Genomic DNA, 7,731 nt, shown 5'->3' with positions numbered 1-7,731 from the left:
TGCGTTTCCAGCCTAAAGGGGCGCTGCGGGAAGTCGGCAGGGCATTCGGTCTGCCAGAGGATCTTCTGGGGCAGATGTCGAAGCATCTGGCCAGTGTCCTGCATGACGATGCGCTGCTTGCTGAACGGCTCGGGCAGATTGGTCTATCCGCTGGCGACAGGCGGCTTGGCATGGTCTTGCAGCTTGCCCGGATGCTGGTGGGGTTCCCACGCCAGTATGGCACCCATCCCGGCGGGTTCGTACTGACCGCCGACCGGCTCGATGAGCTGGTGCCTGTCCGTCCCGCCGCCATGGCGGAACGCCAGACTCTGGTCTGGGACAAGGACGACATCGACCGGATGCGGATGATGAAGGTCGATGTGCTCGGTCTGGGCATGCTCGGCTGTCTGCGACGCTGTTTTGAGCTGATCCACTCACGCTACCACCGCACGCTCGACATGACGGCCATCCCGCCTGAAGACTGGGCGACCTACCAGATGATTGCCCGGGCGGATACACTGGGGACGTTCCAGATCGAGAGCCGCGCCCAGATGGCGATGCTGCCGCGCACAAGGCCCGCCACCTTCTACGATCTGGTCGTGCAGGTCGCCATCGTGCGGCCCGGCCCCATCACCGGGGACATGGTGCATCCCTATCTGCGGCGCCGGGCGGGCGAAGAAGCGCCAGACTGCCCGAGCCCTGCCCTGCAGCGTATTCTGGGCAAGACATTGGGGATTCCGCTCTTTCAGGAACAGGCGATGCAGGTGGCCGTGCATTGCGCGGGCTTTACGGGGGGTGAGGCGGACCAGCTCCGGCGCTCCATGGGAACCTTCCGCTCTACCGGCGGTGTGCATCACATGAAAGAGCGGCTGCTGAGCGGCATGATTGCCAACGGTTATGATCCGGCGTTCGCCGCGCGAATTTGGACACAACTCGAAGGCTTCGGCGCGTATGGCTTTCCCGAAAGCCATGCGGCGAGTTTCGCGCTGATTGCTTACGCTTCGGCCTGGCTCAAATGCCACTACCCCGATGTGTTCTGTGCCGCCCTGCTCAATAGCCAGCCCATGGGGTTTTATGCCCCGGCCCAGATCGTGCGCGATGCGCGTGAGCATGGCGTGGAAGTCCGGCCGGTCTGTATCAATGCCTCACGGTGGGACTGCACATTAGAGACCACGCGCGACGGATCGCGGCAGGCGGTGCGTCTGGGTTTCCGGCTGGTGTCGGGGCTGTCCTGTGACGCCATGGCCCGGCTGATCCTCGCCCGTGGGGCCGGATATGACAGTCTGGATGATGTCTGGCGACGTTCGGATGTGCCACAATCCCTTCTTGAAAAACTGGCTGAAGCGGATGCCTTTCGCGCACTGGGGGCGGACAGGCGACAGGCTTTATGGACCCTCAAGGGCTTTGGCGCAGCCCCGCTACCGCTGTTTGAGGCGGCTGATCGGGGGCGGAACGCCCCAACCCCGGAACTCTGGGAGCCAGATCCGCATCTCCCCGAAATCGCACCGGGCAGCGCGGTTGTGGAAGATTACCATGCAACAGGGCTGAGCCTGCGTGCCCATCCGGTCAGTTTCCTGCGCGACGCCCTTGAGCGACAGGAGATCATCCCTATCGCCGATCTGGCACAGGCTCGTGATGGCGCGTTCGTCCGGGTTGCGGGACTGGTGCTGATGCGCCAGCGGCCATCCACCGCCAAAGGTGTGATGTTCATGACGATAGAAGACGAAACCGGCACTGCCAATCTCGTCCTGTGGAAAGACCGGATCACAGCGCAGCGGGCCATTGTCGTGGGATCAGGCTTTATCGCCGCCCACGGTCGCCTCCAGCGCGAAGGCGATGTGATCCATCTCGTCGTGCGCTTTGTCGAAGATCTGCAACCAATGCTCTCACGTCTGGGCGAGGCCAGTGGGCGCAGTCTCGACAATAGATCTCGGGATTTTCGTTAGACACTTAGCGAAAATAAATGATTTTCAGCTTAGAGGTCTTTTCTGATAGATGTATTGCGACGATAAATTTAAAATATGCAAATAACAAATTTATTTTTAAATTAAAAATGTTCGTTATTTACTTAACAAAAAACACTGTGCGTTTGTTTGTTGAATTTAAATCATATTTTTTTATACTGCGTATGGTCTTCATTTTTGTGGATAGAAAAATGCTAACTCTCGAGAATATCCAAAATATAAAGTCTCCCGTTCATTTACCAGATTACAATCCAATGGATATACAGAACGGTATTCTTCATTTTGGCGTTGGCAATTTTTTCCGCGCTCATGAAGCTTTTTATGTAGAAAAAACACTCAAAGCAAACCCAAATTGGGGTATTGTTGGTGTCGGCCTCACATCTGGAGAGCATTCCTACAAAAAAGCAAAAATGTTCAAAGATCAGAATTGCCTATATTCTCTGACAGAATGTGCTCCTTCTGGAAAACGATCTGTACAGATCATTGCCGCACTTCGTGATTATCTTTTAGCTCCAGAAGATCCAGAATCTGTATTGCATTACTTAAGCAAGCCAGAGATCCGAATTGTGTCTATGACGATCACTGAAGGAGGCTATAATATAAATGAGATAACCGGAGAATTTAATCTTCAATCAACCGCCGTCCAGAAAGATCTGAATAACCCCTCAAAACCAGAAACAATTTTTGGGTATGTCGTAGAAGGCCTCCGTCGTCGACGTGACGCAGGAATGAAGGCTTTTACAATCATGTCGTGCGATAATCTGCGTCATAATGGAGATGTGGCACGTAAAGCATTTCTTGGGTTTGCTCACGCGCGAGATCCTGCCTTAGCTGGGTGGATTGCACAGAATGCAACATTCCCGAACGCCATGGTTGACCGTATTACACCTACTGTCACAACAGAGATCGCTCGATGTCTCAATTCTGAAAACGGATTAAATGACGACCTCCCTGTTATTGCAGAAGATTTTCATCAATGGGTTCTAGAAGATAGTTTTGCTGATGGCCGACCTCAACTTGAAGAAGCAGGCGTCCAGTTTGTTTCTAGTGTAACAGATTACGAACATGTTAAAATCCGGATGCTGAATGCATCCCACATTATGCTAAGTTTTCCGGCCCTTCTGATGGGTTACGCGCATGTCGATCAGGCCATCGGAGATCAACGCCTCAAAAAAAATATAGAAAATTTTCTTACACTGGATGTAATACCAACGCTTACGGCACCTCCCGGAATAAATTTGCAAAACTACATGGAAAGTGTGATCAGCCGCTTTTCTAACCCCGCTATGGCAGACCAGACTTTGCGCATTGCAAGTGACGGTAGTGCAAAAATTCAAGTCTTCTGGACAGAAACCGTGCGCCATATTCTCATTAATAAGACTGACTGTTCACGGATCGCTTTTGGCATGGCAGCATATCTGGAAATGTTGCGAGGGGTCGACATGCAGGGCCATACTTATCTGATCACTGAACCCTCATATGGTAAGGATCAGGATGCACTGATTCAGTCAGATGATTATGCCGCAGCCTTGCAATTGCCAGCATTTGATACGTGGAAAGATTTGGATAGCAGTTTCCTTGACCAGAAAGTCATACAGTTAAGAAAAATTATACGCTCTCAGGGTGTTATCGCTGCTTTAGAAACTTTGCCGACTTAAGATTTTTTTTGAAAATTATGAATGAGTATTTCGGCATACTGGCCCCCAAACGAGCCATGGCTGGAAATTTATATGTGATATTTTACTCATTCAAATGTTGGGGGATGGTTTTGGACTGTCCCTCCCATTGAGTCTGGCCTGAGACGCATGAATGCTACCCAGAATATCTGGTTAGTCATGAAACGATCATTCAGTATGAAAACATCCGCCATTAGAGAGGATCGGTACCGGCTACTAATACCCCGTGTCGGAAAGGCGGCCACCACTCCGTCCGTCTGAGTCTTCACAAACTCAGACGGACACCATCGCTGGGGTCGAGCGGTCCTTTGCCCCTCAGTGGACAAGGGTGTTCATCCAACGTTTTTTGGCCCTGCCATGCCCCATGATCAGGCAGAACTGGATCGACTTTCAGTCGGGTGACGACAAAACCCAGCCGGGAAAACAGGATGTAGGCATTCTGCAACATCATTTTTTCATATGTAATGTTCAGGCGGTCCATACACGCTGACACCTGACAGAGCATTTTTTCACAGTCAGTGCTGTGGTACTCTGCGCTGATGCGTCATGTCTAAAGGCATTGAAGGCTTTTGACGTTTAATGCACCGTCCCATCTATAATTTTAGGTAAATACTATCTATTTCTGCTTATTTTCTAAAGATGGAATGATTATCCATGTATATTACAATTTTAAAAAACTATATAACCTAAAGTAGGTTTTCCTTACGCTTTCCATGTAAATATTACACAAGGGGCCATTCCCGCGATCAAAGTATTATGACGGCTTGAATATATAAATTAATCTCTAGTCATTTTTAGATGGATAAGATAATATAAAATTTCTTTAAAAATGAATGCGTTTCGGTTTATTTTATGAAGTTTACAAGATACATTTTGCCAGCTTTGTGTTTTTTGACTTTTTCTGAAGCTCATGCGCAAGTTTTTCCCCGCAGTATTATAAAAAATGATGAAAATTCTAATCTCCCGCCCCTTTCAGGTAACTGGGGTGGCTTCCGAGATTGGCTGCAGGAAAATGGTATTGATATACGCATATCAGATGCAAACGAGTTGTGGTCAAATCCGGTAGGGGGAGGAAATCCGTCAAATAACTATATAGGGTCTACTACTGTAGAGCTTGAAACTAATTTAGAAAAGCTTTCTGGATTAGATATCGGTATATTTGACATAAGTGCCATGGAAATTCGGGGGAGGCCGTTCAGTAATGCTCCATTATATGTATTCAATCAAACATCTAATATTGAAGCTGACGATAACGGACGGCTATATGAGTTATGGTACGGTAAAGACTTTTTCCACAAGCATTTAAACATTAGGATCGGCAAGCTGGACCTTGGAAAGGAATTCATGGTCAGCGATGTTGCGCTGAATTTCTTGAACGCATCATTTGCATGGCCGATGATGCCCGATAATGACCTGTATGATCAGGGGCCGGTATCACCAGTCACAACTCCCGCAATACGATTGCGCTACATACTGGGACCAAAATGGAATTTCTTATTGGCTGTTGCCAATGATAACCCGCTCGGCGGCCCATTTATCAATCTCACAGATCCCTGGAACCAAAATAATGATCCAGGTGGCACAAGATTTAACTTTGACACCGGGGCATTGTTTTTTTTCGAAACACATTACCGAACAGCTATATTCGGCAGGCAGGGCACCTATAAACTAGGAGCTTATTTCGATACAGGACGTTTCCCGGACCAATTTGATTCGACGAAAACGCATAAAACAAACTGGTCTATTTATGCCATTATTGATCAAACATTACATAAATTTAATGATGTGGCAAAAGTGGATGCCTTCCTTCGTGGTAACTGGACATCGGACATAGATCGCAATCAAATTGTCTATGCCATTGATGGTGGCCTTATTTTAAAAGGACCGTTCAAACGTAAAATGGATGTGTTAGGGCTGGGAGCTGGCATTGGGATGGCCAGTCCATATCTCGCACGCGCTGATCGCAAGGCAGGCCTTCCCCCACAACGTGGGGAGTATCACATGGAATTAACATATCAACTTCAGTTAAAATCATATTTTACTCTTCAGCCTGATGTTCAAGGTATCATTTCACCAAGCGGGGGTGTGTTAGACGGCAAACACCAGAAAGTTCAAAATGAAGCTATTTTTGGTTTGCACAGCAATATTACATTCTAAGATTTTATAAAAATTCATAGACTTTCGCATTTTCTAATATTTACCGGTGGTATGCTATCCTTTAACGCATAAAGGCTGCGGTCGAGGTGGAGTGTCCCGCGCACACCACGCTCAACCAGCGCCCGGAAATACGCATCGGGGTGCCGGATCTGTTCACCCTGATCTTTCCGTGTCGCCATGACGATGACAGCGACAGCCGCTTCGTACCGTCCCAGAGCGATGCAGCCGGTTTTCCACGACTGGTAGCCGATGCCGATCTGACCGGAGAGCAGTTCAGCCGCGTCAGCAAGCTGGGCACGATCGGGTGTCGCCGAAGCGCACATATCCCGCAAAGCCGGGCACACGGTCAGGAAGAACGTGCTTGTGCCAGGGAAACCCCGCAGGATGGATGCTTCCAGCCCCTCGGACGGTTCTTGTTGAAACACCTGCCCCGCACACCGCATTATTTCAATGCGATTGCGCCCATCGGGCGCTACTACAACAACCTCTTTAGGTTTTTTGTTATTTCTCTTTGTATAGTGGGTGCCAGATTGACCATCCATGGGTGCCATTTCAGGGGTACACTGCGCAGTTTTTGATGGCTGTCCAACGCTGTTTTCCGCAGGGTTTTCCACAGGTCGCACACGCGCCCAGAGCGCTTTCATGTTGTCGTGGTAGCTAACCAGCGTTTCGATCAGGTCTGTACCACGCCGCAGGCGCATAATGCGTGCGGCCGCAAGAGCTGTCGCCTCGTCGCACTGCAACTCGGCCGCAACGCGGACCTGCTCATTCAGGTCGGCAATCGCCTCACGCAAAAACGCGACTTCAGCCCGCTGCCGCCGACCGATCTCAAGCTGGTTCTGTAACTCCGGCCACCGATAACGTAGGGATGCCAGACTGAATCCAACCTGCGACATCCCATCCTGACCCTGCCAGCGCCGCCCCCGCTGGCCATTCCGACCATCGCAGGGCACGATCATCCCCGCCTCGGCCAACTCCCGCACGGCCCGTCGCAGGGCAGTCAGCGACAACCCTGTCCACCCCATCAGGGTCGCGTTGTGCGCGTAGATGAACGGTGTTTCCATGGCATCCCAGCTCTCCGGCCGGGTCTTCTCCACCATCCTCTCCAGCAGCCCGCGTGCGCTGCGTGTCAACGGGAAGGAACGGGGCAAGGCACGAATTGCATTCAGGACGGCATACTTATCCGGGTAGGCCGGCGCCGCGTCAAAAAGCTCATCGCGCGCCCGCTGCATGGCAGGCGTTACGGTACGTTTTCCCCGCCTGCGGATTGGGCAGAGGTCATCAGTATGTGTCTGGGGCACAGCTCAAAAGGTCCAGTGCTATGGGTCATGACAGACCTCTCGACGCAGACACCCGGACAAACCTTCCCCGTTCGCAATTTGCTTGCGTTTCGAGCGGAAGCTGGCTATAGGGAAAGGGCAATTACTTTTCCCCTATAGCTTATGGTTCGTTACGGGTGCCCTGGCTTTTCCGGTCTGCAAACCGGGAGAGGCAGGGTTTTCCTTTTTGTGGCTACGTCATTGGCGGGCCTCGAATGGGGTGGCTCGGACTCGCGGCACAGCACGCGTCCTGTCTGCCGCTCAACCTGCCCGCGTACAGGGTTTCAGACAAGATCAAAAAACGCAAAAATGTCGTGTAAATCACTGTTTTTTCGCGGTTTTTGTGTCCAAAATGGCGCAACTTTTCCACTTTTGTTCTCATCCGGTAACTGTCTCGGATGCGCCGCTGCCCATGCGGGTGGAAACCGTCGAGAGGTACTGTCCGACCGTCCAGCCGCTCATGTTGTTGGCGGCCAGTGACGAACTGGACACCAGACTGCTCAGAGGCGTGCTGCTTGTCGCGGTGGCAATCTTTGATCCGGCCGAGGTTCCGAACATATAGGCGGCGTAGACCTGCGCCGATGTCGCGGCCTTGCCGGTGGATTTGGAGACGGAGCTGGCATAGGAGCTGATGAT

General features: G+C 51.1%; 5 protein-coding genes and 1 pseudogene. 3 read left to right on the top strand and 3 right to left on the bottom strand.

Features of this window, described 5'->3' with window-relative positions:
- A partial coding sequence (locus J2D75_RS13955) for a helix-hairpin-helix domain-containing protein (protein ID WP_207855396.1) occupies positions 1–1,925 on the top strand: 1,925 nt, incomplete at its 5' end.
- 209 nt (positions 1,926–2,134) lie between these two features.
- Positions 2,135–3,601 (top strand): mannitol dehydrogenase family protein, encoded by a 1,467-nt coding sequence (locus J2D75_RS13950; RefSeq protein WP_207855397.1) that lies wholly within the window; start codon positions 2,135–2,137, stop codon positions 3,599–3,601.
- 283 nt (positions 3,602–3,884) lie between these two features.
- Here the strand turns inward: J2D75_RS13950 and J2D75_RS13945 are convergent, their stop codons facing one another.
- The gene (locus tag J2D75_RS13945) at positions 3,885–4,100 is read right to left on the bottom strand and encodes a hypothetical protein (RefSeq protein ID WP_207855395.1); all 216 of its coding nucleotides are present in this window, start codon (positions 4,098–4,100) and stop codon (positions 3,885–3,887) included.
- Positions 4,101–4,471: 371 nt separating this feature from the next.
- On the opposite strand from J2D75_RS13945, the gene J2D75_RS13940 reads away from it, so the two are divergent.
- Positions 4,472–5,776: a carbohydrate porin gene (locus tag J2D75_RS13940; RefSeq protein ID WP_207855394.1), complete on the top strand. Its 1,305-nt coding sequence runs from the start codon at positions 4,472–4,474 to the stop codon at positions 5,774–5,776.
- A 14-nt stretch (positions 5,777–5,790) separates the two neighbouring features.
- Here J2D75_RS13940 and repC read toward each other — a convergent pair whose 3' ends face one another.
- Together repC and J2D75_RS13930 are read right to left on the bottom strand one after the other, a co-directional pair.
- Entirely contained in the window at positions 5,791–7,077 is a 1,287-nt protein-coding gene (gene repC / locus J2D75_RS14670; RefSeq protein ID WP_207855393.1) for a replication initiation protein RepC, read from the bottom strand.
- A gap of 396 nt (positions 7,078–7,473) precedes the next feature.
- Positions 7,474–7,731, bottom strand: a pseudogene (locus tag J2D75_RS13930) (transglycosylase SLT domain-containing protein); the annotation flags it as partial.

It is taken from the genome of Acetobacter suratthaniensis, assembly GCF_017377745.1.
Taxonomy (GTDB): domain Bacteria; phylum Pseudomonadota; class Alphaproteobacteria; order Acetobacterales; family Acetobacteraceae; genus Acetobacter; species Acetobacter suratthaniensis.
Note: the sequence above shows the minus strand (reverse complement) of the source record. Positions and strands in the feature narration are given on the sequence as shown.